At 41.2% G+C, this 26,635-nt stretch carries 27 protein-coding genes; 19 read left to right on the forward strand and 8 right to left on the reverse strand.

Annotation, left to right across the window (positions count from 1 at the left end; all coding sequences use genetic code 11):
- Positions 1–44 precede the first annotated feature (44 nt).
- The 13 genes from AB1K80_RS11655 to AB1K80_RS11715 all read left to right on the forward strand — a co-directional run bounded on the left by AB1K80_RS11655 (position 45) and on the right by AB1K80_RS11715 (position 13,321).
- Complete coding sequence (locus AB1K80_RS11655; RefSeq protein ID WP_412856789.1) at positions 45–1,499, forward strand: tagaturonate reductase; 1,455 nt, start codon at positions 45–47, stop codon at positions 1,497–1,499.
- Positions 1,496–2,989 (forward strand): UxaA family hydrolase, encoded by a 1,494-nt coding sequence (locus AB1K80_RS11660; protein ID WP_412856790.1) that lies wholly within the window; start codon positions 1,496–1,498, stop codon positions 2,987–2,989. The genes AB1K80_RS11655 and AB1K80_RS11660 overlap by 4 nt, the downstream gene beginning before the upstream one ends.
- An 18-nt stretch (positions 2,990–3,007) precedes the next feature.
- Complete coding sequence (locus AB1K80_RS11665; protein WP_412856791.1) at positions 3,008–4,330, forward strand: glycoside hydrolase family 28 protein; 1,323 nt, start codon at positions 3,008–3,010, stop codon at positions 4,328–4,330.
- A 162-nt stretch (positions 4,331–4,492) separates the two neighbouring features.
- Positions 4,493–5,443: an ABC transporter substrate-binding protein gene (locus AB1K80_RS11670; RefSeq protein WP_412856792.1), complete on the forward strand. Its 951-nt coding sequence runs from the start codon at positions 4,493–4,495 to the stop codon at positions 5,441–5,443.
- Entirely contained in the window at positions 5,409–6,467 is a 1,059-nt protein-coding gene (locus AB1K80_RS11675) for a FecCD family ABC transporter permease (protein ID WP_412856793.1), read from the forward strand. The genes AB1K80_RS11670 and AB1K80_RS11675 overlap by 35 nt, the downstream gene beginning before the upstream one ends.
- Positions 6,464–7,759, forward strand: a complete 1,296-nt coding sequence (locus AB1K80_RS11680; protein WP_412856794.1) for a heme ABC transporter ATP-binding protein — start codon at positions 6,464–6,466, stop codon at positions 7,757–7,759. The genes AB1K80_RS11675 and AB1K80_RS11680 overlap by 4 nt, the downstream gene beginning before the upstream one ends.
- Positions 7,760–7,854: 95 nt before the next feature.
- The gene (locus tag AB1K80_RS11685) at positions 7,855–8,424 is read left to right on the forward strand and encodes a cob(I)yrinic acid a,c-diamide adenosyltransferase (protein WP_412856795.1); all 570 of its coding nucleotides are present in this window, start codon (positions 7,855–7,857) and stop codon (positions 8,422–8,424) included.
- Between the two features lie 357 nt (positions 8,425–8,781).
- Positions 8,782–9,174, forward strand: a complete 393-nt coding sequence (locus AB1K80_RS11690) for a hypothetical protein (protein ID WP_412856796.1) — start codon at positions 8,782–8,784, stop codon at positions 9,172–9,174.
- 15 nt (positions 9,175–9,189) lie between these two features.
- Complete coding sequence (gene liaH / locus AB1K80_RS11695; protein WP_412856797.1) at positions 9,190–9,852, forward strand: stress responsive protein LiaH; 663 nt, start codon at positions 9,190–9,192, stop codon at positions 9,850–9,852.
- A 111-nt stretch (positions 9,853–9,963) separates the two neighbouring features.
- A complete protein-coding gene (locus tag AB1K80_RS11700; protein ID WP_412856798.1) occupies positions 9,964–10,833 on the forward strand; it encodes a DUF4097 domain-containing protein in 870 nt (289 codons plus the stop codon).
- A 30-nt stretch (positions 10,834–10,863) separates the two neighbouring features.
- Positions 10,864–11,628 (forward strand): cell wall-active antibiotics response protein LiaF, encoded by a 765-nt coding sequence (gene liaF, locus AB1K80_RS11705; RefSeq protein ID WP_412856833.1) that lies wholly within the window; start codon positions 10,864–10,866, stop codon positions 11,626–11,628.
- Entirely contained in the window at positions 11,625–12,686 is a 1,062-nt protein-coding gene (liaS, locus tag AB1K80_RS11710) for a two-component system sensor histidine kinase LiaS (RefSeq protein ID WP_412856799.1), read from the forward strand. Before liaF ends, liaS begins: the two co-directional genes overlap by 4 nt.
- Positions 12,686–13,321 carry a response regulator gene (locus AB1K80_RS11715; protein ID WP_412856800.1) on the forward strand — a complete coding sequence of 212 codons (636 nt, stop codon included), beginning with the start codon at positions 12,686–12,688 and terminating at the stop codon, positions 13,319–13,321. Before liaS ends, AB1K80_RS11715 begins: the two co-directional genes overlap by 1 nt.
- Positions 13,322–13,361: 40 nt before the next feature.
- Here AB1K80_RS11715 and AB1K80_RS11720 read toward each other — a convergent pair whose 3' ends face one another.
- The 4 genes from AB1K80_RS11720 to AB1K80_RS11735 are packed head-to-tail and all read right to left on the reverse strand — an operon-like array spanning position 13,362 to position 17,391.
- Positions 13,362–13,730, reverse strand: a complete 369-nt coding sequence (locus AB1K80_RS11720) for a hypothetical protein (protein ID WP_412856801.1) — start codon at positions 13,728–13,730, stop codon at positions 13,362–13,364.
- Positions 13,731–13,767: 37 nt separating this feature from the next.
- The gene (locus AB1K80_RS11725; protein ID WP_412856802.1) at positions 13,768–14,889 is read right to left on the reverse strand and encodes a Ger(x)C family spore germination protein; all 1,122 of its coding nucleotides are present in this window, start codon (positions 14,887–14,889) and stop codon (positions 13,768–13,770) included.
- Positions 14,886–15,980 (reverse strand): GerAB/ArcD/ProY family transporter, encoded by a 1,095-nt coding sequence (locus AB1K80_RS11730; protein ID WP_412856803.1) that lies wholly within the window; start codon positions 15,978–15,980, stop codon positions 14,886–14,888. The genes AB1K80_RS11725 and AB1K80_RS11730 overlap by 4 nt, the downstream gene beginning before the upstream one ends.
- Entirely contained in the window at positions 15,967–17,391 is a 1,425-nt protein-coding gene (locus tag AB1K80_RS11735) for a spore germination protein (protein WP_412856804.1), read from the reverse strand. Before AB1K80_RS11735 ends, AB1K80_RS11730 begins: the two co-directional genes overlap by 14 nt.
- Before the next feature lie 115 nt (positions 17,392–17,506).
- Here AB1K80_RS11735 and AB1K80_RS11740 point away from each other — a divergent pair, with 115 nt between their 5' ends.
- A complete protein-coding gene (locus tag AB1K80_RS11740; RefSeq protein WP_412856805.1) occupies positions 17,507–17,674 on the forward strand; it encodes a YvzF family protein in 168 nt (55 codons plus the stop codon).
- A gap of 88 nt (positions 17,675–17,762) precedes the next feature.
- On the forward strand, positions 17,763–19,157 hold the full coding sequence (fumC, locus tag AB1K80_RS11745; protein WP_412856806.1) for a class II fumarate hydratase: 1,395 nt from the start codon (positions 17,763–17,765) through the stop codon (positions 19,155–19,157).
- 39 nt (positions 19,158–19,196) lie between these two features.
- Here fumC and AB1K80_RS11750 read toward each other — a convergent pair whose 3' ends face one another.
- Positions 19,197–20,075: a TetR/AcrR family transcriptional regulator gene (locus tag AB1K80_RS11750; protein ID WP_412856807.1), complete on the reverse strand. Its 879-nt coding sequence runs from the start codon at positions 20,073–20,075 to the stop codon at positions 19,197–19,199.
- A 192-nt stretch (positions 20,076–20,267) separates the two neighbouring features.
- On the opposite strand from AB1K80_RS11750, the gene spxO reads away from it, so the two are divergent.
- The gene (gene spxO, locus AB1K80_RS11755; protein WP_412856808.1) at positions 20,268–20,432 is read left to right on the forward strand and encodes an anti-adapter protein SpxO; all 165 of its coding nucleotides are present in this window, start codon (positions 20,268–20,270) and stop codon (positions 20,430–20,432) included.
- Between the two features lie 20 nt (positions 20,433–20,452).
- Here spxO and AB1K80_RS11760 read toward each other — a convergent pair whose 3' ends face one another.
- Both AB1K80_RS11760 and AB1K80_RS11765 read right to left on the reverse strand, forming a co-directional pair.
- Positions 20,453–21,784, reverse strand: a complete 1,332-nt coding sequence (locus AB1K80_RS11760) for a sensor histidine kinase (protein WP_412856809.1) — start codon at positions 21,782–21,784, stop codon at positions 20,453–20,455.
- Positions 21,781–22,455, reverse strand: a complete 675-nt coding sequence (locus AB1K80_RS11765) for a response regulator transcription factor (RefSeq protein WP_412856810.1) — start codon at positions 22,453–22,455, stop codon at positions 21,781–21,783. The genes AB1K80_RS11760 and AB1K80_RS11765 overlap by 4 nt, the downstream gene beginning before the upstream one ends.
- A gap of 339 nt (positions 22,456–22,794) precedes the next feature.
- On the opposite strand from AB1K80_RS11765, the gene AB1K80_RS11770 reads away from it, so the two are divergent.
- Complete coding sequence (locus AB1K80_RS11770) at positions 22,795–24,168, forward strand: S1C family serine protease (RefSeq protein WP_412856811.1); 1,374 nt, start codon at positions 22,795–22,797, stop codon at positions 24,166–24,168.
- Between the two features lie 42 nt (positions 24,169–24,210).
- On the opposite strand, the gene AB1K80_RS11775 is transcribed toward AB1K80_RS11770, so the two are convergent.
- A complete protein-coding gene (locus AB1K80_RS11775) occupies positions 24,211–25,053 on the reverse strand; it encodes an SDR family oxidoreductase (protein WP_412856812.1) in 843 nt (280 codons plus the stop codon).
- 120 nt (positions 25,054–25,173) lie between these two features.
- Between AB1K80_RS11775 and AB1K80_RS11780 the strand changes: the two genes are divergently transcribed.
- Both AB1K80_RS11780 and AB1K80_RS11785 read left to right on the forward strand, forming a co-directional pair.
- Positions 25,174–25,614, forward strand: coding sequence for a YusW family protein (locus AB1K80_RS11780; protein ID WP_412856834.1), 441 nt, complete (start codon positions 25,174–25,176; stop codon positions 25,612–25,614).
- A 145-nt stretch (positions 25,615–25,759) separates the two neighbouring features.
- Positions 25,760–26,590, forward strand: coding sequence for an ABC transporter ATP-binding protein (locus AB1K80_RS11785; protein WP_412856813.1), 831 nt, complete (start codon positions 25,760–25,762; stop codon positions 26,588–26,590).
- Positions 26,591–26,635 lie beyond the last annotated feature (45 nt).

Here is a 26,635-nt window from a genome sequence, read left to right on the forward strand (position 1 = left end):
CATGAAATGTTCACGTGTGCAATCGATGAAGGAGGGGAAACTGTTTGAAACGATTATCCAAAACTGTCTACCCGACGGCCAACTACCCGGAAACCATTCTCCAAATTGGTGAAGGGAATTTTATGCGCGGTTTTATCAATTGGCAAATCCAGAAATTGAATGACACCACTTCATTTAAAGGGAGGGCGGTTGTTGTTCCTCCTCGTAAGGGCTCTGTCAGTACTTTAAATGAGCAGGATGGCTTGTACACATTATGTATACAAGGCTTTCATGATCAGAAGGAAATCAATGAACGGATGATCATTCAATCCATCAGTAGAGGAATCAGTACCTATACGGATTATGAAAGATTTCTCCATGTGGCAGAGAATCCTGATCTGCGCTTTGTGTTTTCAAATACGACGGAGGCGGGGTTGACGTATAGACATGAGGATCGACTGGAGGACCGACCTCAGGTGAGTTTTCCGGGAAAGCTGACAGCCTTTTTGTATCACAGGTTTAAGACATTTTCTGGAGATCATACGAAGGGACTCATTATCCTTCCTTGTGAATTGGTAGAACAAAACGGGAAGCGCTTAAGGGAGTATATCATCCGTATGGCAAACGAATGGAATCTTCCACGTTCCTTTTTGACATGGGTCAACGAGGCCAACACGTTCTGTCATACGCTTGTTGATCGGATTGTACCGGGGTTTTCTAAGGAAACGGCGGAAGTGGTACAAAAAGAGGACGGTTATCTAGATGAACTACTTGTGACAGCGGAATATTATCATCTGTTTGTGATTGAAGCACCTTCCTTTGTACGACAAGAGCTCCCCTTTCAAGAGGCAGGGTTAAATGTACTGTTTGTCGATGATATTTCACCTTATCGAACAAGAAAGGTACGTATTCTAAATGGCGCACATACAGCGATGGTGCCGATTGCGATCTTATGTGGATTGGAGACAGTAAACGAGGCGGTAAATGATGCGCTTGTTGGTCCATTTATTCGAAGCATGTTGGAGGAAGAAGTACTGCCGGGGGTTCCGCTTCCTGATGAGGAATTATATCTTTACACACAATCTGTTTGGGATCGATTTTGTAATCCGTTTGTAAAGCATCAATTGATGGATATTGCCTTAAATGGCATATCGAAATTCCAGACTCGCTTACTCCCCTCGTTGTTGGATTACGTTGCACTAAAAAAACAACTGCCGATCAAGCTCGTATTTTCACTTAGCAGTCTGATCTATTTTTACAAAGAATGTGAGGAAGCGATAAAAGATGATGAGACGGTGATGGCTTTGATGAAGGCCGCATGGGAGAAAAATCAATCCTATGAATTAATGGCATCTAGTATTCTATCAAACAAGCAAATGTGGGGAGAAGATTTAACGCAAATAGAGGGCTTACGTGATGCAGTTGTCGATCAGCTTACTTTCATACATGAACATGGGATGAGAGCAGCTGTTCATCGTATGTTGCACCATCAATTTGAAAGTCAGGGGGAAAAAGCATGAAAGAGTTTATTGTGATTCACCCTTCAGACAATGTGGGCATTGCGTTAAATGTGATAGAGCAAGGGACGAAGCTTGTGCATGGCAGTCATACAGTTGTGTTGAAAGAAACCGTCGCAAAAGGTCATAAATTTGCATTCGTTGATATCGGGCAAAATGACAATGTCATCAAATACGGATACCCGATTGGCCACACGACTTCGCCAATATTAGCTGGAGAATGGGTGCACACACATAATATGAAAACCAATCTATCAGGAAAACTTGATTACGAATATCGCCCTTCTTTTACGGAAAATCGTTATGAAAAAACGACTCTCACATTTAAAGGCTATAAAAGAAAAAATGGAGCGTGTGGAATACGAAATGAGCTTTGGATCGTGCCGACAGTCGGGTGCGTCAATGGCATCGCCGACCAAATCATTCAAATTTTCACCTCTGAAATGGGCGGGAACATTCACCCTTTTGAAACGGCTCTCGTGTTAAAACATAACTATGGATGCTCACAACTTGGGGATGATCATGAGAATACAAAGACCATTTTGCAAAATGCCGTGAAGCATCCGAATGCTGGAGGCGTACTTGTCTTAGGACTTGGATGCGAAAATAACGATATAGAGGATTTCAAATCTACACTCGGTGATTATGACAAAGAGAGGGTCAAATTTTTAAGAAGCCAAGAAGTCGGTGATGAAATTGATGCAGGTGTCGCTTACCTTAAGGAGATTTATGAAGCGGCTAAAGGGGATCAGCGAGAAGAGATCCCGTTATCTGAACTGAAAATCGGTCTGAAGTGTGGCGGATCAGATGGGTTTTCTGGCATTACGGCAAATCCTCTTTTAGGAAGACTGTCTGATTTTATTGTAGCCCAAGGGGGAACAACGGTTTTAACAGAAGTACCAGAAATGTTTGGTGCTGAAACCATTTTAATGGAGAGAGCAGAATCAGAAGAAATCTTCGACAATATTGTACAAATGATTAATGATTTTAAACAGTACTTTCTTGATCATAGACAACCAGTGTATGAAAATCCTTCCCCGGGAAATAAAGCAGGTGGAATTTCGACATTAGAAGATAAATCTCTTGGATGTACACAAAAAGCAGGTACTTCTGACATTAAAGATGTGTTGAAATATGGGGAACTCCTCAAACGAAAAGGGCTGAATCTTTTAAGTGCACCAGGGAATGATTTGGTTGCTTCATCGGCTCTTGCTGCTTCAGGTTGTCAGTTAGTACTTTTTACAACAGGCAGAGGAACCCCATTCGGTACGTTTGTTCCTACAATGAAGATATCGACCAACACTGCTTTATATGAGACGAAAAAACACTGGATTGATTTTAATGCTGGAGAACTGCTAGAAGATGTTCCAGAAGATGTCGTGTTGGAATCTTTTATTTCAACTGTCATTGAAGTGGCGAGCGGCAAACAATTAAATCATGAGAAAAACAATTTTAGAGAGCTGGCAATTTTTAAAACAGGTGTCACCCTATAGGTGGAGAGGGGGAAGGAAATGACAAAGAAACAAATGACAGACAAAATAAATGATGAGATTGATGACATTTTACAACAGATGAAAGCACCGGTCTTTCCAGATCGTGAATTTAATGTCACGCAATATGGTGCAGATCCTCAAGGGAAAGAGCTTTCTACAAAAGCGATTCAGACCGCAATTGATGATGCACACCGCCTGAAAGGGGGACGTGTGCACATTCCAAGTGGAACATTTTTAACAGGTGCCCTTGAATTAAAAAGCAACGTAGAGCTTCATGTACATGAGGACGCGTATGTTAAGTTTAGCCAAGAACCAGCTCATTATCTTCCACTCGTTCTCACAAGGTATGAAGGCATCGAATTATATAATTATTCTCCACTCATTTATGCACACCATGCAGAAAATATGGCCATCACAGGTGCTGGAACACTGGATGGAAGCGGGGATGAACATCATTGGTGGCCTTGGAAATATGGAACGAACGGCCAGCCCTCACAGGAGAGAGATCGCGAGCTTCTCTTTGACATGGCAGAAAAGCGGATCCCTGTGAAAGAAAGAATATTTGGAGAAGGTCATTATTTAAGATCGAGCTTTATCCAGCCATACGAGTGTCGCAATGTACTGATTGAAGGCGTCACCGTGAAGGATTCACCAATGTGGCAAATTCACCCTGTACTAAGTGAGAATGTGATCATTCGCCAAGTCAATGTGATAGGCCATGGTCCTAACACAGATGGGGTAAATCCAGAATCTTGTCGGAATGTGCTCATTGAAGAGTGTTATTTTGATAATGGAGATGATTGTATTGCCATTAAATCGGGCAGAAATGAAGACGGCCGAAGAATCGGTGTTCCTTCTGAAAACATTGTCATTCGTAAAAATGAAATGCGCGATGGCCATGGCGGGGTGACGATTGGCAGTGAAATTTCTGGCGGGGTCAGATATGTCTATGCAGAGGATAATCTAATGGACAGTCCGAACCTTGACCGGGCACTGCGTATCAAAACCAACTCTGTCAGGGGCGGAACCATTGAACATATTTATTTTAAAAACAATACGATCAAAAGCTTAAAGCATGAGGTGGTCTGTATCGACATGATGTATGAGGAAGGGGATGCTGGTCCACATCGTCCAGTTGTCCGTCATATTGAAATAGAGGGGTTAAGAAGTAAGGGCGGACGTTATGGCGTGAAGATTGAAGCATACGCGCATTCCCCAGTCACTCATTTTAAAATGAAGGATTGTGTCATCGATGATGTCACGTATCCGCTCTCTCTAAAGCATGCAGTATCTCCTTTTTTTCAGAAAGTCATCGTAAATGGAGAAGAAATGAATCAATGAAAACAGCCTTTTAAGGGCTGTTTTTTCTATTTTAGGCACAGAAAATCCTCTTTTGGGCATCACATATACAACCTATCTACACTGTAGTATAATATTTCCGAAATTAGAAAAGAATTGACGAAGGATGTTTCGTCAACATGACATAATGCAGGGGGTTCATTCATGAAGAAGTTAACAGCCATTTGGCTATCAGTATTACTTGTGGTGGGTGTTTTAGCAGGTTGTGCAGGAGCGGAGACGGAGCAAAAAGCAGCAGGTTCACAAAACAAAGAAACAACGACTGCCGCTTTCCCTGTATCGATTCAAGATGCAACTGGTCAAACTGTCGAAATCAAGGAACAGCCGAAACGGATTGTTTCCTTAATCCCGAGTAATACAGAGATTGTTTACGCACTTGGACTTGGAGATAAAATGGTCGGGAGATCCGATGTTGACAATTATCCAAAGGAAGTAGAAAAAGTAGAAAAGGTTGGCGGAGTGACATTGAATGTGGAGAAAATTATCTCCTTAAAACCTGACCTTGTGTTAGCACATGCATCCCAACTAGGCTCAAAAGAAGGCTTTAAACAACTTGAAGACGCAGGGGTTCAAGTACTGACAGTGAATGATGCGACTTCCTTCAAGGACGTCTACGAGTCAATCAATATGATTGGTGAAGCAACTGGCGCGAAAGAGGCATCTGTGAAGATAGTAGACAGCATGAAGTCAAAGCTGAATGACATTAGGAAACAGGCAGAGACCATTTCAAAAGATCAAGAAAAAACAGTTTTCGTAGAAGTGTCAGGTGCACCAGAAATTTATACAACGGGTCAAGATACATTTATGGATGAAATGATTTCAGTCATCCGCGCAAAAAATGCAGCAGGTGACCAAACCGGCTGGGTACAAATAACAGAAGAATCACTGATCAAACAGGACCCAGACATTATTATGACGATTGATGGGGCTAGTTTAGCTGATCTGGAAAAAAGAGATGGCTGGAATGCAATGAAGGCAGTAAAAGAAAAACAAGTCTTTCAATTGAATACGGATCTCGCATCAAGACCGGGACCGCGATTGATTGAAGGAGTCGAGGCTCTTGCGAAAAGTGTTTACCCTGACACGTTCAAATAAATATCTTGTGACATATACGTTTAGTAGTCTTCTTTTGATCGTGTGCATCGGGATGGGGATCTCTTTTGGCAGTCTAGGGATCCCGATTTCTTCTATTATCCGGATATTTATGTATGAACTGTTTGGTGTGCAGATTGGCACCATTGATACCATAGATCACAATATTATGATGAATATTCGTCTTCCGAGAGTTGTGTTAGCGGCATTAGTTGGCGCAGCATTAGCGTTATCGGGTGCGGCTTTTCAAGGCTTGCTTAAAAATCCCCTCGCCGATCCATATACACTTGGCGTATCCCAAGGCGCATCGGTTGGCGCAGTGGCAACGTTGTTTTTTAGTTTGCAGATTCCGATGTTCGGCAGTTATACACTGCCTTTTTTCAGTATGTCAACGGCACTTGTGACGCTATGTCTCGTCCTCTTTTTTGCGAGACTTGTTCATCGCGGAATGAGCATTTCTTCTTTAATCTTAACAGGTGTGATTTTCAGCTCCTTTTTAGGTGCACTGATTTCATTAATGATTGCTTTGACAGGTGATGATTTAAGAGAGATTATTCATTGGCTTCTTGGAAGTGTGGGAATGAGAGGTTGGCATTATATCGCGCTATTCATTCCATTCTTTCTGATTGGTACCTTTGCTCTAATGGTCATGGGGAAAGATTTGAACGTACTGACGTATGGAGAAGAGAAGGCAAAGCTGCTAGGGGTACATGTCAAAAGGAGCAAATATGTGATACTTCTCGCCGGTTCTATCCTAACGGGTAGTGCAGTGGCGGTGTCGGGAACAATTGGTTTTGTTGGACTTGTGATTCCACATTTTATCCGGCTTTTAGCCATCACAGATCATCGTCACCTTCTCCCATTATCGATGCTGAACGGAGCTTCCTTTCTCGTGTTAGCAGACGTCATCTCCCGTACCGTGATTGAACCGACAGAATTGCCTATTGGTATCATTACGGCGTTAATTGGTGCACCCGTATTTGGATTGATCCTCATCCGGAGATACAGAGGGGGAAGGCACATATGATTCAAGTGAAAGAAGTCAGAGGCGGATATGGTAACAAAAAGGTCATTGATGGTGTCAGCTTTGAGATCAAGCAAGGAGAATTTGTCGGGATCCTCGGACCGAATGGAAGTGGAAAGACGACGTTGCTGAAGATGATAGCAGGGATCATGCCACCAGAAAGTGGTCAAGTATGCCTCGACAAGCAGCCCATTCAATCCTACGGGGCAAAGGCACTTGCACAAAAGCTCGCTGTATTACCGCAGAAAACCGAACAAGCCTTTTCTTTTACAGTGGAAGAAACCGTACAATTTGGCCGATATCCTTATCAAAAAGGGTGGCTGCAATCGATCACGAAAGAAGATATGGACATCGTACATCAAGTCATGGAACAAACAGATATCATTCAGTTCAAGGACCAATCCATCCATGAATTAAGTGGAGGAGAGCAACAACGGGTGTATTTGGCACAGGCATTGGCTCAGCAGCCGGAATATTTATTACTAGATGAGCCAACGAGTTTTCTTGATTTAGCTTATCAAAAACATTTACTTGATCTCATCAAACAAGAAACCTACTCTTCTAAGTTAGCAGTCATTGGCGTGTTCCATGATGTCAACATTGCTAGTCTGTATTGTGATCGACTGCTTTTGCTTCACGAAGGAAAGACTGAGATGTTAGGTTCCCCAGAACGTGTGCTGACCACCGATCGCATTCATCGTGTATATGAAACGAATGTCACTTCACTCCAACACCCATTTCGTGCAAATCCTCAATTCATCATTGAGCCTGCGGTAAGTTCAATCGAACTAGATCAGCAGGCATTGTCAATAGCATGGAAAATGAACGGACAGGATGGGATGACGCTTTGTATGAATCAGCCTCTTAGAATACTCTCTTCACATAGCGATAATGGAGGATTCTATTGGAAAAGGTCACTTGGAACGGGGAGTATGGCGCTTCGAACGACGAGTGAACAAACGGATGGTCATGAAGATATGTTGTTTATGTTTCAATCTGACAGCCCAAAACAATACGCAACCGAAGAAGATGATCACTTTGCTCTTTATGGCATGTGTAGCGAAGAAGAGCTGACAGTTTGGCTTGTAATGAAACGGTCTTTATCAGACGGCACAATGATTCAGCTCATGGGACAATTGATGTATTTCATACAACTCCAGACGAATATGACGATTCAACATCTTTGTGTGATTTCTACTAAAGAGAAAGAGAGTGGGCATGGCGCCCTTTGGGAAAAACACTTACAACAGAAGATTCGTCAACTCCTTGCTACATTGGATGTCATAAAAAAGTGAACATACCGGATTGCTTTTTGGATAAAGATAGATCTTGAAGAAGATTTGTAGATTCATCCATGATGAAATCAAGACGACGAAAAGGGGGAAGCCCGATGAAACTGTATACAAAAACAGGCGATCAAGGTCAAACAGGACTGATTGGCGGAAGAGCCGATAAGGATGACATCAGAGTAGAGGCATATGGTACGCTGGATGAAGCCAATAGCTTCATTGGTCTGGCACATGCGAATTTAAGGCAGTATGGTGAGTTATTTCAAGATGTGCTGTCAGAACTGATCGTAATTCAGCATGAACTGTTTGACTGTGGGGGTGATTTAGCCACAATCACGCCTGGAAAAGAAGCGAAATTAACGAAAGAATCTGTGGAGATGCTAGAAAAGAGAATGGATGTGTACGTGTCAGAAGCTGCCCCACTCACCAAATTCATTTTGCCTGGCGGGATGGAAGGTGCTTCGTTATTACATGTCGCACGAACGGTCGTCAGAAGGGCCGAACGGCAGATTGTCACGTTAGCGAAAGAGGCAGAGATTCCTCCAGTGACGCTGACGTATGTAAATCGTCTATCCGATTATTTATTTGCAGCTGCACGTGTTATCAATCATCGACTAGATGAGGCAGATGTTGAATATGAACGCAGCGCGCATGTGTTTCGTTCTAAATAAGAGAGACACTCTTCGTAAAGAAGAGTGTACAGCGTGTAGACAAACCCTCGCATTCGTTGTCAGGCCTGTGCGCTGGTGCTCACGAATGTTTCATTCGCTCCGCTCCAGTGCTCGTCCTTCCTAGACTTCAAGGGTTTTCAATCACGCTGAATTGAAGACAAAGGACTAAAAAATTTTAGCCCATTGTCAACAATCTAGACACTCTTCGTAAAGAAGAGTGTTTTTTTATAGATTCAACGTGTCAGTCTGAGCGAAGTTACGACTCTGGTCGCAATCAAAGATCCATCTACGACACGTTTTGCCGCGTCTTTTTTTTGATTATAGTAAAAGCAAGGAGCAAGAAAGGAGGCGTATCAGGTGAATACAACAAGTAAAACAATCATCGGTTCGATTCTCATGTTGATCGGTTTGTCCATCTTCTTTGGCGGTTCATTTGGTGGACTGATCCCAAGTCTCATTGGGGCGTGGCTCATTTATTTAGGTATCACTAAGTATGATAAAGGCAATAAAACCGTCGGTGTCATCTTGGCTGTCATTGGTGTGTTGCTCATTGTGCAGGCTATCCCATTTTTAATGGGCATTGCTTTCGCAGTGGCACTTCTCTATTTCGGCTGGCAGCTGCTCGGTAGTGATACAACAAAAGACGCTTCACACACAACCTATACGGAGTCAGAAACAGTCCCGAACATGGAAGAACCCATTCGGACGTCATTTGATCAAGAGTGGGAACATTTCTTGAAGAAAAAATAAAAGGAGGAATAACAAATGGTCTTAAGAAGAGTAAGAGATATGTTTGTGGCAACGGTAAATGAAGGATTAGATAAATTGGAGAACCCACGTGTGATGCTGAATCAATATGTACGAGATATGGAAGGGGATATTGCCAAAGCGAAACATGCCATTATCAAACAGCAAACGATTCAGCAAGGCTTTTTAAGAAAGGCTGAGGAAGCAGAAGCATTTGCAGGTAAGCGGAAGAAACAAGCAGAGCTAGCTTTTCATGCAGGAGAGGAAGAGTTGTCAAAAAAAGCACTCACAGAAATGAAGTACTTTGAAGAGAAGCATAAAGAACATCAGGGCGCTTATCAACAATCTGTGACACAAATGACTGAACTGAAAGAGCAATTACAGCATTTAGAAACGAAGCTCCGTGATATTAAAGACAAAAAGCAGGCACTCATTGCTAGAGCCAATGCGGCACAGGCAAAACAACATATGAATGAATCAATCAATAAAGTCGATAGTGAAAGTGCGTATAAGGAATTTCTACGGATGGAACATCGTATCGAAGAAATGGAAACAAAAGCCAGCGGCTATGGACAATTTGCAGATCAAGGTGCCTATGCACATCTTGATTACGCAGATGAAGTTGAAAAAGAATTTCAGAAGCTCAAACGACAAAAGGAACCTGAGCAGCAAGCAAACTAAGAGAAATGTGTCAAATCGGGAGAAAAGCATGTTTTTTCTTCCGATATTTGATTTCTTTCTGTTTCGCTTTTCCTTATAATAAAAAGGTCATAGAATAAAGGGATGGTATCAATGAAACGATTAATCGGTCTAATTTGTATAATTGTAGGTGTTTCTCTATTCATTGGAATGCTATTTAAAAATGGAGATCTCTTTCATTTGAGTTTCTCTCGTGAAAAAGCAGTCACATCAGCTTCAGCGAAGAGCGATGAAATAGATCAATTGGATGTCTCTCTATCTCGATTTCGGGTGAAGGTAGAGCCAGAGGACCGTTCGGATATTTCCGTATCAGTTGTCAATGGAAATGGAAAAATGTATGCAGAGCAAACAGGCAGTACATTCAAAATCCGTGCCGAAAATAAAGGGTTCTTGTTTTTTTCTAAATTTGAAAAAGGGGAGCTCTTAATTAAAATCCCAACAGATTATCATAAAAATGTAAAGATTACTGGTGGAAGTGGTGTCACAGAAGTCGATGGTGAAAAGAAGCTATCACTTCAAGAAGTGGAACTTAAGTCAACAAGCGGGCGTCTGACAGCGGAGAATTTTTCTGCGGAGCGCGTTGAGATCAAAGCGACTTCTGGCAGACTTGCTGTGTCTCATATTAAGGCAAAAGATAGTGACATCAGTGCGACATCTGGGCGTGCGGATATTGAAAATGTCAGTGGACAGCTCCAGTTGGGGATGACAAGTGGCAGGCTTAATGCCAGCTTTGATACAATTGATGCGCCTGTCTCATTTCGAATGACATCAGGTCGTGCAAAGATGAACTTGCCGGATGAGGGAGACTTCACCGTCCAAGCAAAAAAGACAAGTGGAAATATTGATTATTCATACAACTTCCATCATGTAGAGAATGAAGGCAAAAGCTTTACTGGTACTAGAGGAAAAGGAACACACTTAGTCGATATTGAGGTGACAAGTGGGAACGTGAAACTACGCTAGTAAACTGAATAAAGGGAGGAGGCGAGTCAACTGCGTTTTTCAAGAAATCAAATTTTAGGTATCATTGTTGTGATTTTTGGTATCAATCTTTTTCTCAATATCATCGGGATCGGAAGTGACCTCTTCTGGCCAGTGTTTTTTGCGCTTGCTGGTTATTGGTTGCATTCACGATCCAAAGGTTGGCTCGGTTCAATTTCTTATATTTTTGCCGGCTTCCTGTTCTTGAAGTTTTTATTAGATATCACGTTTAGTTTAACAGGATATTTATTTGCTGCCTTTCTGATCTATGCTGGCTATCGATTATTGAAAAACAAACCGATCTTTGATGTCGATAAAAAGGAATCACCAGAGGAGAACGAGCCTTCATTGAAAGTAAATCTTGAAAAAGAAGGCGATCAAAGGAAAACGAAAAGTCAGTCAAAACCGCGCAAAGAGCACGACTTTTTTATTGGTGAAGTCAGATTAATGAAAAAGCCGTTTCAGCTAGGTGATTTGACCATTTCAGGGTTTATTGGGGATGTCAAAATTGATTTATCAAAGGCAATCATCGCAGAAGAAGAAAGCACCATTGTCATTAGCGGACTCATTGGCGATGTCGACATTTATGTGCCGCAAGATATCGAGGTATGTGTCAGTGCATCTGCCGCCATTGGTGATTTGAAAATCATTGATGAAAAAAGAAGTGGATTAGGTAGTAAAATGTATGTGATGACCAATGATTATGAAGTAAGTAAACGAAAAGTGAAAATTTCAATCTCTCTACTCATTGGTGATATCGATGTGAGGTACCTATGAAGAGACTGCATTTAGGCATCCAGTGGCAATCTGTCCGGCTCGCAGTCGGCGTCGCACTTGGAGCCCTTATCGTAACGACTCTACCATTGGTGTTCTATTATCAACTTGACCCGCTCATTTTGCTCTCTTCGCGCTGGTTCGGTATCCCGTTTGTTTGTATTTTGCTCATCATTAGTGTCACGATTGGTGTTTCAGCAGGCTATGTGTTCGGCTATCAGCATAAAAAGCGGCTTGATCAGCTCGTTGAATCTATTTTAAAGTTTGAAAACGGGAATTTTTCATATAGGCTACCATCTCTTGGTGATGACGAGATAGGCTTAGCTGCCGATCAGTTAAATGAAATGGCAAAGCGGGTTGAAATGCAAGTAGCCTCTTTACAGAAGCTCTCGAATGAGCGGGCGGAATGGCAAGTTCAAATGAAGAAATCCGTTGTTTCAGAAGAGCGTCAGCGTTTGGCACGTGACCTGCATGATGCGGTCAGTCAGCAGTTATTTGCGATCTCTATGATGACGTCTGCTATTCTAGAAGGAATGAAGGAAAAGGACGAAAAGATTCTAAAGCAAATGAGTCTTGTCGAACGAATGGCGGGCGATGCACAAAATGAGATGCGCGCCTTACTTCTGCATTTAAGACCGATTACCCTTGAAGGAAAAGACTTGAAAAAAGGGTTAATTGAACTTCTTAATGAATTTCAGGCAAAGCAACCAATTGATATTGATTGGGAAATTGAAGACGATGTTCCTTTATCTAAAGGGGTGGAAGATCACTTGTTCCGCATTGTCCAAGAAGCCCTTTCAAATGTGTTTCGGCATGCCAAGGCTACAAAGGTGACAGTCCGTCTGCTTATTCGAAATCGTCAAGTGCAGCTGAAGATTATCGACAACGGCATTGGCTTTCAGATGGATGATGTGAAGGCTTCCTCCTATGGGCTTGAATCGATTAGAGAAAGAACAAGCGAAGTAGGCGGTGTGGCAGAGATTATGTCATTTGAGGGAAAAGGAACGCAAATTGATGTAAAGGTTCCTATTTTTGTTGAAGGAAAAGGAGAGAGCGTTTGATGATCCGAGTGCTATTAATTGACGATCACGAAATGGTGAGGATGGGGCTTGCTGCCTTTTTGGAGTCGCAGCCTGATATTGAAGTCATCGGTGAAGCGTCAGATGGACAAAAAGGTGTAGAATTAGCCATTGACTTAAAACCAGACGTCATTTTAATGGATTTGGTGATGGAAGGAATGGACGGTATCGAAGCGACCAAGCAAATTTGTCAAAACATTCAGGATGCCAAGATTATCGTCCTGACTAGCTTTATTGACGATGATAAAGTCTATCCAGTCATAGAAGCTGGTGCTTTGAGTTATTTATTAAAAACATCGAAGGCAGGAGAAATTGCTGATGCCATTCGATCTGCAAATGTTGGCGAACCACGCCTTGAGTCGAAAGTGGCGGGGAAAGTCATGAATAAACTTAGGCATTCATCCAATGGATCGATCCTTCACGATTCATTAACAGCCAGAGAAATGGAAATATTGAAGCTGATTGCAGATGGGAAATCGAATAAAGTGATTGCCGAGGAATTATTTATTACGATTAAAACCGTAAAAACGCATATCACCAATATTTTATCAAAGCTACATGTGGAAGACCGTACACAAGCGGCAGTTTACGCACATCGCCATAAGCTCATCAATTGAAAAAACAGCTTTCGTTTGAAAGCTGTTAGAACAGACGGAATTAGTCATTTTGTCCCGTTGTGGGACGCTCGGAAAGTTGATGGAGTTCAGGAACCGGGAAAGCTTCCTGCTCCAGGGCCGATTTGGTTTCTAGGGTATTCTTCATCTCGGATAATAGCTTTACGCTCTCCTTTGCCAATGCTGCTTTTTTCTCCTGCAAATTCATGATGTGTGATAATCCTAGGAATAGACCGCCTCCAATGAGAAGGAGCGCAGGGGTTTGTCCATAATAAATCACAATCAGTAAAGTGCTTGAAAAGCTGTCGGCTTCAATGAAGAAATCTTCTTTTGATTGTAAGAATGCAACGATTAGCAGAAGGATTCCTAATATCAAAAATAGAATGCCGGCCGATTGTAAAGCTCGTTTCATGATTGACACCCTTTTTTTCTTACCATTTTAACATACTCTATTGCGATTGTGTTGCGCCCTTAGTCCCGAAGTCACGAATTTTTACTTGGGCCTTGTAATGGATGTCAGATTCACTGAAAACTTCGTCCCAGTGCTTTGCTTCTTTACTGAATTCCTTCGGATACGCAATACTCGCTTGTTGATAAAATTCACAAATATCGGCTTTGATTTCTTGCTGTAAAACTTGAATGAAATGCTTCACTTGGTTCTCTATTTTTCGTTCAACCATTTCCTCGATTTTACGAATATATTTCTCATCAAATGAATTCTCATGTTCATTCCAATCCTCCGACAGTCTTCCGTCCATTTTGACCGAGACATCAAATGTATATCGTCCGCTTTTTGATCTTTTTGTCTCTACCTTATGTTTTAATCTGAAAATCTCAAATGCATATGTTGTTTGATGATGATTAACCTCAACAAGTCCCCCTTTGACATTCCCTGTTAACAGGTTGTATGACTGCACCGCTTTTGCGGAAATATCGGTTAAAAAGCGTTTGTCCTTAATAATAGATGCACCATCTATGGCTAAATTTCCTTGAATGACATTTGCTTTTGGAACGACGAATGACACATTGTTCTGAATCGCAGATGACACATCCCCTAATGAAACGGAATGAAGCATACTAATGGTCGTTTTTGTATTCTCTGCAAGATCATATAAAACACTAGATGCTGGCTGTCCGTCACTACTAATCTTCAGCAATTCTCCAGGCTTTTCAGAGGCCGTATACACAAGACTGCCTCTACGCGTTTCATTGTCTCGAATAAACTGGTTAATGACCATATCAAAGTCATAATCCTTTAGGAGTTCTTCGGAAAATAAATACACACGCAGCTGCTGTGAATAGATTTTTTGGCTTTTCAAAAAAGTTGACCGAAAGATTTGATGCATCGAATTGCCACTCGTTTCGATGATCTTAGTCGGGTCTTGTACGCTAGCTTCTTGACTAATTTTTTGAGGAACCAATACTTGCATAGATAATTTCAATTTATGATCTGCATCACCTTTATCAACAGCAAAGCCAATCGCAATGTTTAAATTCTCTATGTTTGTACTATCCCAACACCCACACAAGAGGACGAGAGCCAATAGAGAGAAGGCGATTTTCTTTTTCATGCGGCTTTCCGCCTCCTTTTTAAAAGAACAATGGCAAACAATAAGAAGGGGAGAATCCCGAATAATAGGAAGTACAGTTTGTCTATGTATAACATATAGTCTCGGACAATATTGACATCCTTAGGGAGTATCGCTGCTACATACATGATGATCGTGAGCAGCGTCAGAACTACTTTCTTAGGGAACTTGGTCAGCTTGGAGGCGCCCACTGCTGCAAAGAAAGTGTATGCAACAAAACTGGTGTACAGTTGGACAAGCCATACGATCAGTAAAATAGATTCAATCCGTTCAATAAAAATTCCGTGAATATCAAATGACTGAAACAAGGATATTGTTGGCCACGTTAACGTGGCGGTTTCTTTCACGGTGAGTGCACCTATGACAAGCACATAGGTGGAAATATAAACGATAACAGCAATCAAAAAGCCCAATGTACTGTATGTGAATGTGTGCTTTTTGCTTTTGAGATAGGCAGGTAAGAAAAAGATGATTTCAATCCCAACAAATGAAATGGTCAAGACATTGAGTGGCTTTAAGACTGGTGCGAAGCCTTGCCCTAAAACGGGTCTTAAGTTATTGAGATCAAACACTTGCAAACTGAGTAAATAGGCGATGAAGAATATCACGAGCGTCACGATGAGAAAAAACGGAAATAACCTTGCGATATCACCAATGCCTCCCATGACAAGATAAACTCCAACCAAAATAAAGCTAAGTGTCGTTACACTGACTGGGGTGTTTTGAAGGAGGAAAAACTTAACCATTTCTGACATCGAGCGGACTTGATAGGTAGCGACGCCTAAGAAATAAAGGGTGATGATCAGATTTATTGCAGAGCCTAACCATTTACCTAATGCCTCCTCTGTAAAATCAAAGTAAGAAGAAAAGTGAGTCTTTTTCATCATGAGGACAATGAAACAAATGAACACGATATAAATCGCGCTCATTAGGATAAGTGTGATCCAACCGTCGGGTGTATCACTTATTTGTGCCATCGTTCTTGGCAGAATGAGCATACTTGCCCCAAGTATTGCATTTGAAATGATGGCAGTTGCTTGGTAGCTTGTGATGGTTCCCTTATGATTGACCATGTCGCTCTCCTTTCTTTTGATTTTTCAAAGGCAATCTAATGATGGAATTGTCTTCATTTTTATAACTAAAGATAAATGAAGGTGAAAAAAACGGTATGCCAAAACTTTTTTGTCTCGTCAAATGTGTGAGCAGAACAAGCATAAACAAGACAAGCCCATATAACCCAAAAGTGGCCGCAGCAAACATCGACACAAAGCGAAGCACACGAAACGACATTCCCAATTCATATTGAGGAACGGTAAAGGAAGCAAGGGCAATGACACTGACGATGATTACCATGACCGAACTCACGATATGCGCTTGAACAGCAGCCTGCCCAATGACAACGCCCCCTACAAGCCCAATGGTTTGTCCGATTGGTTTGGGCAGTCTAAAACCGGCTTCCCTTAATAGCTCAATGGTGGTCTCCATAATCAGTGCCTCTACAATCGGGGAGAAAGGGAGGTTCTCTCTTGTACTTGAAATGGTTATAGCCAATGTTGTTGGCAATAACCCTTGGTGGAAAGAGACAAGCGCAATATAGAAGGCTGATAAAAACAATGTAATGAAGATGGAAGAAAAGCGTAGCATTCGAACGAGTGAGGCTGAAATCCATCTTTCATAATAATCATCAGGTGATTGCATGATCGTAGCTAGAGAAGCAGGGACAATTAAAACAAAAGGAGAATTCTCAACAAAAATAGCTACACGCCCATTATTTAAAGCTGATGAAACTTTGTCAGGTCGCTCTGTATTTTGTATTTGTGGAAAAGGAGAATACACATTATCTTCAATGAGCTCCTGAAGCACACCTGAGTCCTGCAAATCATCGATCGTGACTTGCTTCAGTCGTCTTTTCAGCTCCTTTAAAACCGATGTTGAAGCCATACCGTCAATGTACATGACAGTGACTTTGATCAATTTCTGCTTTCCGATTTTCATGTCCACTGTTTTCAGTTGAGGGTTCTTTAGACGCTGCCTGACTAATGCCAAGTTCGTATCAATGTCTTCTATGAAAGCAATCTTGGGCCCTCTGTATACCATTTCAGTTGTTGCTTCTGATATCCCTCGTTTTTTTGTTTCGTTCGTTTGTAAAATATAGGCATGCATAAATCCATTTATAAGAACGACACAATTTCCTTGAAATAGAGCATCTATCAAATCTTCAGCCGTTTTGACTGAACGAGTGGTCATCATAGATAAATTGGTTTCAAGTTTTTCTTTTGTCAGTGAGTCATGATCCTGCAAAAGCAATTTTAAAAAGGTTTGAATCTCTGAGCCATTGTTCAATTCTTTTATGTAAAGATAATAAATGGTCTGTCCGTGAGGTAATGTTTTTTTCTCGTGGATCAGATCGTCCATATCTTTTAGCTTCGGGAGAATGATGGAGAGATTGTCATATAAGTGCTCTTTTAGTGGAGTCTGATTCAAGCGGATCACTCACCTCATCAAGATTTTCCATTATTATATCCGCTTGAAAAAACAATATTCTGTGTTACATTATTTTGAGATAAAAGAAAGAAGGAAGAGTTGGAGGAACAATAGAATGGCACAAATTCGTTTAGCAGGTACAAAAGAAGAGATTGATCGTATTCTACAATCATTTGATCAACATTATGAGGTGACGTATACGTCAAAGGATTACGGAAAAACGAACCCAAAATATAAATATTCCAAAGATGTTCGAGTTTATATTGAACTAAAATTAAAATAAAGATAAAATCTTATTGAAAACGCTTAAAGGATTTTGGTTTTTTGTATAGAATAGAGTTGAGTGATGAGAAGCTATGGAGGGATACATAATGACGGAATTTAGAATCGAAAAAGATACAATGGGTGAAATCAAAGTGCCAAAGGACAAGTTCTGGGCAGCACAAACACAACGAAGCAAGGAAAACTTCAAAATCGGTTCTGAGAAAATGCCAAAGGAAGTTGTGAATGCGTTTGCAATTTTGAAGCGTAGTACAGCGATTGCCAACGAACGTCTTGGTAACCTTGAAAGTGAAAAAGCAGAAGCCATTGCAGCTGTATGTGATGACATCATCAAAGGAAAGTATGACGAGCATTTCCCACTTGTTGTGTGGCAGACAGGTAGTGGAACGCAAAGTAACATGAACATGAATGAAGTCGTAGCAAATAGAGCGACTGCGTATTTACAAGAGAAAAAGAGTGAGTTCAGCATTCACCCGAATGATGACGTAAACCGCAGTCAGAGTTCGAATGATACGTTCCCAACGGCGATGCACGTGGCAGCTGTATTAGCTGTGTACAACAAGCTATTACCTGCGATTGATCAATTAAGAGCGACACTTGATGAGAAAGCAAAAGCTTATCAAGACATCGTCAAAATCGGTCGTACACATTTACAAGATGCAACACCGCTAACAGTTGGACAAGAGATTAGCGGCTGGGTCTATATGCTAGACCGTTCAAAAGAAATGATCTTAGAGTCCACTGAAAAAATGAGAGAGCTTGCCATTGGTGGTACGGCTGTTGGTACAGGGATAAACGCACATCCTGAGTTCGGCACATACGTGGCGGAAGAAATTAGCCAGCTAACAGGTCAAACATTCAATTCTTCACCAAACAAGTTCCATGCGCTAACAAGCCATGATGAAATCACGTATGCACACGGTGCTTTAAAAGCACTTGCAGCTGATTTAATGAAAATTGCCAATGATGTCAGATGGCTTGCAAGTGGTCCACGTTGCGGAATTGGTGAGCTGACTATTCCTGAAAATGAGCCAGGTAGCTCTATCATGCCAGGGAAAGTCAACCCAACTCAAAGTGAAGCATTAACAATGGTTGTCGCTCAAGTGATGGGGAATGACGCTACAATCGGTTTTGCAGCAAGCCAAGGAAACTTCGAGCTAAATGTATTTAAGCCAGTCATCATCTACAATTTCTTACAATCAGTTGAATTGCTTGCAGACGGTATGAACTCGTTCCATGACAAGTGTGCGATTGGAATCGAGCCAAACCTTGAGACAATTGAAAAGAACCTACAAAATTCATTGATGCTTGTCACAGCACTCAATCCGCATATCGGATATGAGAATGCAGCGAAAATTGCCAAGCTTGCACATAAAGAAGGCTTAACATTAAAAGAAGCTGCCCTTCAATTAGAGCTATTAACAGAAGAGCAGTTCGAACAGTTTGTGAAACCAGAAGAAATGGTGACACCGAAAGCAAAATAAAAAAATCAGGGGCGCTCTGCCCCTGATTTTTTTTGATATTTATAAATGATCCTCGTTCATCGTCCGTAATAGTGATTCTGAAATGGATTGAAGCGGTATGTACAATTTTAATTGATAGAGCATCCCTTTGACGATGACTTGCCTAGGTTTTTGTTTGTTTAATTCATTTTCTAAAATACCGAGTGCTTCAAATAACTCAGGCTCATGTTTCCCTTCATAGTGCGCTTCCGCTTGTTCTCTTAACTCCATTAAAAGCGTTTCTGTCAGTGGATCAGAAGAGCGCTCATAAATAGGTCCAAACCAAACGCTCGCTTGGTCAACAGAAAGGAGTGGAAGATCTTTTCGCTCCATCATACCTATCATCAAATCGTCAATTCGGTCGATCATTTTTCTGGCAAGCTCCTTTGCTTCAAGCTGAAAATCGTATAAAATCGCTAGTTCAAAATAGACGTGGCTCATGCCCTCGATGGTTAAACAAAGGTCAGCCATGTAAGGAATCGCATCGTCACCGTATACTTGTTTGATATTATCAATGTGCAATTGAATCGTCGCCAGCCTAATTTTTTTAGCAAGCTGCTGCGTTTCTTCATTCAATGGGAGCGCTCGATCACTGATTTGCATTTTGATAAAATCCTTTTGTTGCAAAATATTATCGTAATAGACTGTGAGCTGTTTCCGATAAGCTTCTTTTGGTGTGCCACCTTCTGTTTGAACCTCGTGGATTCGGGTAAATACCTTATCGTAATAGTAATGCAAGATGGATATAAGCAGTGCTTCCTTCGATTTAAAGTACAGATAGAAAGCACCTTTTGATATGTGGCATTCATCCGCAATTTCCTGTACGGACGTTGTATTGTAGCCCTTGCTGGCAAATAATTTCATACCGGCTTCTATGATCATTTTTTCTTTCTTCTTCAATTTCACTGCCATCCTTTCTTACCGATTGACGCATATCTGAGAAAGCGTGTGCAAAGAGATATGACTTATCGGTCATAAATGAAGAAAGTTTTCAAAAATTAATCAGATTGTAACTTGTATTTTACAGTGTAATTCTTTATATTATAAAGTAAGGTGACCAGCTGGTCAAAATATGTGAAAGGATGATGTTTTATGAGAGAAATCGATGATATGATTAGACGATTGCGAACAAAAGGAATACAAGTAGAAAAAGTCAAGATGCCAAAAGAAACAACAGTCGAAAAGAAATGGATGGTTCAAGCCGGTAAGAAGATCAAAACCACATACCGTGATTTTAATGGGTATTCTTTTATTTAAAAAAAGACTGCGGTCAACACCTACAGTCTCTTCTTTGGTACAGTGATCGTATATCGTACACCAACATCATCATTTTCAATCGTGATGGATGCCTGATGCATGGAAAGAATTCTTTTGACAATGCTTAATCCAATACCGAATTCGCCCTTTTTTCCCTTACTAAAAGGCTCGTATAGGTTGGATAGCATATGTTCTTCAATTGGAGGACCGTCATTACGAATCACAATCAGGATGTGATCCTCTTCTTGTGTCATGTGAATATCGATGTTACTTTTCGCGTAGCGAAGTTGATTTTCTAATACATTTTCAAATAATTTGCTCCACTGTTCTGGATCGCCTTCAAGAGTAGCCTCATCATCTAAATCCACATTCCACTGTAATTCATTTTTCGTCCATCTAATCCGATCGACCACTTCTAGCATCGTATTACTCACGTAGAAGGAAGTATGTGATGGATGTTGTTTTGATAAATAATCAAGCTTTGTTAAATACAGCAAATCTTTAATTTTCTTCTCGAGTTTTTCCGCTTCTCCTTCGATGACATCCACCGTTTGTTCAAGATTCCCTTTTGGAAAAATCCCATCTTTAATCGATTGCGTATATCCACGGATCACCATCACAGGTGTTTTTAAGTCATGTGATATATTCTGCAATAGTGTTTGTTCTGTTTCATCCTTTTGAATGAGCTTTTGCCTCATTTCTTCAATCGTATGACCAAGCTTACCGATTTCATCTTGTCGATCCACGATCACAGGATCGTCCCATTCCTCTTGTGCAATCCGCTTCACGTGCTTTTCAAATGCAACAATTGGGCGAGATAAGTAGCGGGCGAGCCATATAGATGGAATCCAGCTAAGTAAAATGACAGTGCCTAAGATCACAATGAGTTGTTTAAACAATGTGAAGGACAGGTCATCACGATAAGAATCTGGTGCATAAGACAGAAGGATATATTGTCTGTTTTCTGTTTGGACCTTTTTGATGACAAAGAAAATCTGCTGGCCATTGACATCTTCTGAATAGCGCTTTGTCACGCTTCTTTGTTTATCGACAAAGGATTGTACTTTCTCAATAAACGTATAGGGGAAAAACTGAGTCATTTGATTCAATTCATCTGATGGGATCAGAATGTGTTGAACGGAGCGATTTTCTGGTGTCGATTTTGGTGAGCTGCTCCGGTTCAAAGGATATTCCGTTAGGACCTGCTGTTCATTTTCTATGTTTTTATAAATTTCATTCGTGAAGAAGTTGCGTAATGTATTTGAAAATAAAATGATCAGGACAATGGAAATCGTCAGCAAAATGCCAGAGATGACGATCCAAATTTGAAAAGCAAGCGGCTTGTTCTTCATCCTTTTAGCATCCTATAGCCAAATCCATAAATCGTCTCGACTTTTAGGTCAGGCATTTTTTTGCGTAGTCGTCTCACAAGATCATCGACTACACGGTCTGTCCCGAAGTAATCGTGTCCCCAAATCTTCATGAGGATGTCTTCACGAGAAAAGGCATGTCCTTGATGATGGGTAAATAATCGTAAAAGATCGAACTCTTTAGAAGTTAAATTAATCAGTTGATCCTTTTCATACACTTCTCTAATGTCCTCATGGATGATATAGGATGAAACAGGAGTCACACTTTCCTGCGGGGTATCACTGTTTTTGTACACAAGCTCCAGCAGCTTTTGCACGCGGATGATCAATTCACGCGGGAGAAATGGTTTTGCAATATAGTCACTGCTACCAAGCTCTAAACCGAGGACACGATCAATATCGGCATCACGAGCTGAAATGAAAATGACTGGTACGTCAGGTGAGGCGGCTTTGATTTCTTTGATCAGTGTGTAGCCGTCTGTATCAGGTAACATGATATCTAAGATCCATAAGTGTGGCGGGTTGTCCATTGCTTGACGAGCCGCTTCCCCAGTTAAGAAAGAGGAAACATTCCAATTCTCACTTTCTAAATATTTGGTGAGCAATTCATTTAAATTTTGTTCATCTTCAACTAAATAAATGGTGTAAGACAACGTCTTTCACATCCTCTCAACGTCATTATAACGGGAGACAAAGGCGGCATGTCAACAATCACACGCTTTTTTTACAATTTCACATATTCTTCTCATCTTTATCCCATAATGTTTGATTATGATAAGTGCAAGGGAAAAAAGGGAATAGTCAAAACGCGGATCAATTGATGCTTTACAATGGGCAAACCTTGCTTTTTTTCTATGAACAAGTAATATATAATTTGACATATTGACAAAAGTATATTCATTGATCTGATCTTTCTATTAAGAGGACACAAGTCCGATCTACACATAATGAAATGAAAGCATTTCATGAAAATGACAAAAGGAGTGCGAGCGATGGATTTCAGAAGAGACAACGAAGAAAATAAGATGAATCATCAAGACGAAACACATCAAGAGAATGAGAACATCATAGAAGAAATACCGAAAGAGAAAGAGGTTGTGCTTCATCAGCATGAAGAGGAAGCATCTGCGACTCAAGAACGTGTGACAAATAAAGCACCTGAAGTGATCGATGATCGTTCTTCTAAGAAAGAGAAAAAACGCAAGGCGGCATGGTTAAGCCCGATTCTTGGCGGAATTATTGGCGGTGGACTTGTTCTTGGCATTACGCCGCTGTTGCCGCAGTCACAAGACACAACAGCTGATACTCAAACCCAAACAGCTTCAAATCAAACGGCAACGTCTGATAATTTCTCAACAAAACAAATTACCAATGCGACCAATGTAGCGGATATGGTGGAGGATTTAGAGCCGACAATTGTAGGTGTATCAAACTATCAATCTACCCAGAATTCGTTTGGTCTTGGCGGGGAATCAACAGAAGCTGAAGCGGGAACTGGTTCTGGTGTCATTTTCAAAAAGGATGGTAAAAAGGCGTATATCATTACAAATAACCACGTCATCGAGGGTGCAAACAAAATAAAGGTCACGCTATATGATGGCAAATCAAAAGAGGCAAAACTTGTCGGTAGTGACGTCATGACAGATTTAGCGGTGTTAGAAATCAATTCGGATGGCATTGAAAAGGTCGCAAGCTTTGGTGATTCATCTAAGCTGCGTGCTGGGGATAAAGTCATCGCGATTGGGAACCCGCTTGGTGCACAGTTCTCTGGTACTGTCACAGAAGGAATTATTAGCGGTCTCGATCGAACAGTTGAAGCGAATACGTCATCTGGAACCGTTGAGATGAATGTGTTGCAAACAGATGCTGCGATCAATCCAGGGAACAGTGGAGGTCCGCTCATTAATACAGACGGTCAAGTTATTGGTATCAACAGCTTGAAAATTAGCGACAGTGGTGTTGAATCACTTGGTTTTGCCATACCAAGTAATGATGTAAAACCAATTGTAGATGAGCTATTGGAAAATGGAGAAGTCGAACGCCCATACCTTGGCGTACAGATGATTGATCTTGAACAAGTGCCTGAAACGTTCCAACAAAATACACTCGGATTATTTGATAAGCAAATCGGTCATGGGATTTACGTGAAGGATGTATCAAATGGATCCCCTGCACAAAAGGCAGGTCTGAAATCAGGAGATGTGATTATTAAATTTAAAGGGAAAGATGTAGCGAACAGCTCACAGCTGAAAGAAATACTTTACAAAGAAACAAAAATCGGCGAAAAGACAACGATGACAGTTATTCGTGAAGGAAAGAACAAAAAGCTAGATATTACGCTCGCACAAACGGATAACGACGCATAAACCAAAAGAGGTGGAACCATGAGATCCACCTCTTTTTGATGTTCATTTTTTTGATAGGAGCTTACGTAAAATGATGTTTTCCCAAAGGTGCCAAGGCAAGATGCGCTTTGCTGTTAATGAAAGTCGTACGCCTTTACCGATCAGATACCGCATGCGTTTCAGATGTTTTTTCTCTGCTAGCGTGACAACGAGCTCAGCAACTTCAGAGGGATCTCCGTAGTTTGGCTGCTGGGCGGCCATATGACTTTTCACCTTTCGATAGAAGGTGTTGTATTTAGAGTCTGCTGGTGGCTCCTGCAATTGATTGTGCATAGAGGTGTCCCATATATTTGTCTGAAATGAGCCTGGTTCGATCAAAGCGGCTTGTATGCCAAACGGGGCCAGCTCAATCCGTAAACTCTCCGTATAGCCCTCAAGTGCAAACTTTGATGAAACATATGGAGAGAGCGATGGCATGCCCATCAAACCGCTAATACTACTCATATTGATGATCTTTGATCCTTTTGTCATCAATGGAAGGACCGCTTGTGTCATGTTCATGACACTAAAGACATTGACTTCAAACTGCTGGCGGTAGGTGTCCACAGGAATTTCTTCAGCAAAGCCGGCATAGGCAGTCCCGGCATTATTGACGAGTAAAGTAATCGGTGCATAGGATTCTAGTGTTTTTTTCAATGCTTGAATGGACTGGGTATCGGTCACATCTAATGCTTCAATATGTACATGCGTTGATAATGCGGCTTGTTCGATTTCATCGGCAAGCTTTTTAGCATTGGCTTCTTGTCTAACACCAGCGATGACGGTATAACCTTGCTTGGCAAGACGCATCGTGATGAGTTTCCCAAAGCCACTATTCGCACCAGTAACGAGTGCTGTTTTCTTCATCAACCGTTTCTCCCCTTCTTCTATTGTGTCAATTTACTATAACACTTTGTTTTGTGAATAAGGAAAAGTCGCTTGGAGAAGAATAAAAAAACGATGATGTGACATAGGAGGAAACACATGATGTGTTGGAATAAGGTCGGACTACTTGGGGTGTTACTATGGACGTTGTCTGGCTGTCAATCGATCGAACCGTTTCACGAAACAATCGAGGAAGAAAGTCTATCAGCGATTCAAATGAAGGAGTTGCCATTTCAGCGTCTGCATCTAAGTGTCCAGTATGGTCAGAAAAATGAACGATACGAAGCGACATATCGTCAGGCGAGTGGAAAAGAAGAAGCCCTTATTCGAGATCACTTGAATGGTATTCGCTATGAAGGGGAAGAAGCATTGCGAGAGATAAAAATGAAGCTAAGCGATATGACTGCCCCAAATGCCAAGTTAAGTGAACGATATGTGAACGAACTGCTCACTGCTTTTAATCTAGATGATGATTATCAGCGAATTCAAGTAGAGATGAAGATGGAAGATGGAACAAACCGTTCATTTGAAAAAAAGAAATAAATGTCACTTTCTCCACTTTTTAATTGAAAATGATTTTCAAGATCACTTAAATCTGATACACTAACAGAAGATAAGTGATCTTTTACGTCTGTTCAAAGGCGTTGTCAATATAAAAATTGTGTGAGAAAAGGAGCGTTTGAGCGGAATGAGTGCCATTTCTACTGAAGGTTTAAGCTTAGGTTACGGTGAAACATTGATCATAGACGAACTAAATGTGTCGATCCCTAAGGGTGAAATCACAGTATTGATTGGCAGCAATGGATGCGGAAAATCAACGCTACTTCGCTCTTTGGCGCGTCTCATGAAGCCAATGGGCGGTTCGGTCTTATTAGAAGGTCATTCCATTGCAAAGTTACCAACGAAGGAAGTGGCGAAACAGCTTGCGATTCTTCCGCAAGGACCTGAAGCGCCTGAAGGATTAACCGTGCATCAGTTAGTGAAGCAGGGGAGATACCCTTACCAGAATTGGTTGAAGCAATGGTCAAAGCAAGACGAAGAAGCGGTCAATCGCGCACTAAAGTCAACGAAGATGGAGGATTTAGCTGATCGTACAGTCGATTCATTATCAGGTGGACAAAGGCAGCGCGCTTGGATTGCGATGACATTGGCGCAAGAGACGGATATTATTCTACTAGATGAGCCAACAACGTATTTAGACATGACCCATCAAATTGAAATCCTTGATCTCCTGTTTGATTTAAATGAAAGAGAACAGCGTACGATTGTCATGGTTCTTCATGACCTCAATCTTGCGTGTAGATATGCACACCATCTTGTAGCGATCAAAGATAAGTCCATTTATGCAGAAGGCAGACCTGAAACGGTGATTAACTGTGACCTTGTGAAAAATGTCTTTGATATGAATTGCCAAGTAACAACAGATCCTCTATTTGGCACACCACTTTGTATTCCGCACGGTAGAGGACGCTGTATTGTGCAACAGGCACAAGCTGAGCCGTTACTTGCTGCAAGATAATCATATGTCAAAAGCCTGACATCTGTTCCTGACAGAGTCGGGCTT

This window comes from Bacillus sp. 179-C3.3 HS, from assembly GCF_047229225.1.
In the GTDB taxonomy this organism is placed as follows: domain Bacteria; phylum Bacillota; class Bacilli; order Bacillales; family Bacillaceae; genus Bacillus.